This is a genomic window from Lachnoanaerobaculum sp., assembly GCF_057250505.1.
Genome location: NZ_DBHIEQ010000069.1, coordinates 1 through 1,287, shown reverse-complemented (window position 1 = coordinate 1,287; position 1,287 = coordinate 1). Strand labels below are relative to the sequence as shown.

Annotated in this window: 1 protein-coding gene and 1 pseudogene; both read left to right on the top strand. The window is 37.1% G+C overall.

Going from position 1 to position 1,287, the window contains the following annotated elements; all coding sequences use genetic code 11:
• A pseudogene (locus ACO6FI_RS13265) lies at positions 1-210 on the top strand (coproporphyrinogen dehydrogenase HemZ); the annotation flags it as partial.
• Positions 197-1,287: histidine--tRNA ligase (hisS, locus tag ACO6FI_RS13260; protein WP_485457734.1), on the top strand; the 1,091-nt coding region annotated here is incomplete at its 3' end. The pseudogene ACO6FI_RS13265 and the gene hisS, both read left to right, overlap by 14 nt.

Below are 1,287 nucleotides of genomic sequence, written 5' to 3'. Positions count from 1 at the left end.
TTTTCAAAGCCTGGGAAAGAATGTCTTTACAATATATTGATTATGGAAGAAAAACAGACTATCATAGCTTGTGGCGCGGGTACTTCAAGCAAGATTGTTTTTAATAACGGTAGAATCGAGCGAATCGAAAATGTAAAGGACCCGAAATTATATATTGAAAGACTTGATGAAATGATAGAAAGAAAGGGAAATATGCATGGCATTGATTAAAAAAAGTGTCACCGGAATGAAGGATATTCTTCCTGAAGAGATGTTTATCAGAGATTATTTGATAAATATTATTAAAAAAACATACGGAAGCTTCGGCTTTACCTCTATAGAGACTCCGGCTATGGAGCATATAGAAAATCTTCTCAGTAAGCAAGGCGGTGACAACGAAAAGCTTATCTTCAAGATTTTAAAAAGAGGAGAAAAACTCAAACTTGAAAATATAAAGGATGAGAACGATTTGGTTGATGCCGGTTTAAGATATGACCTTACATTGCCTCTTGCCAGATACTATTCAAACAATCAGGCAAATCTTCCTAATCCTTTTAAGGCATTGCAGATAGGTAATGTATACAGAGCCGACAGACCTCAAAAGGGCAGATTCAGACAGTTCACACAGTGTGATATAGATATTCTGGGTGAAGCTTCAAATCTTGCGGAAATAGAGCTGATACTTGCAACCACAAAGGCACTTAGTGAGATAGCAAAGGGCAAGCACTTCACTGTAAGAATAAATGACAGAAGAATTCTTATGGCTATGGCGCTTTATGCAGGTTATGACGAGGATAATATAGGTAATGTGTTTATAATCCTTGACAAGATGGATAAAATAGGCATGGACGGTGTAAAAAAAGAACTGACAGAGCTTGACGGCGAGGAAAAATGTTCAAAATATCTGAGCCTGTTTGATGGACTTAAAGATAATACCGAAGCTGTTTTATCGTTAAAAGATAAGCTTAAAGGATTTATTGAAGACGGAGTGCTTGACAGTCTTTGTGAAATAATGGATACGGTACTTGAAGTGAATACAAATGATTTTTCACTTGTATTTGACCCTACCTTGGTTCGCGGTATGGGCTACTACACCGGAACAATATTTGAAGTCAGCATGGAGGGATTTTCAGGCTCTGTTGCAGGCGGCGGAAGGTATGATAAGATGATAGGAAGATTCACAGGTAACGATACTCCTGCCTGCGGATTTTCTATAGGTTTTGAGCGTATCATCACAATACTTTTGGATGCAGGGTTTAAAATTCCTGATGAGAGCAAAAAAATAGCTTTTTTATATGAAAAGAATAT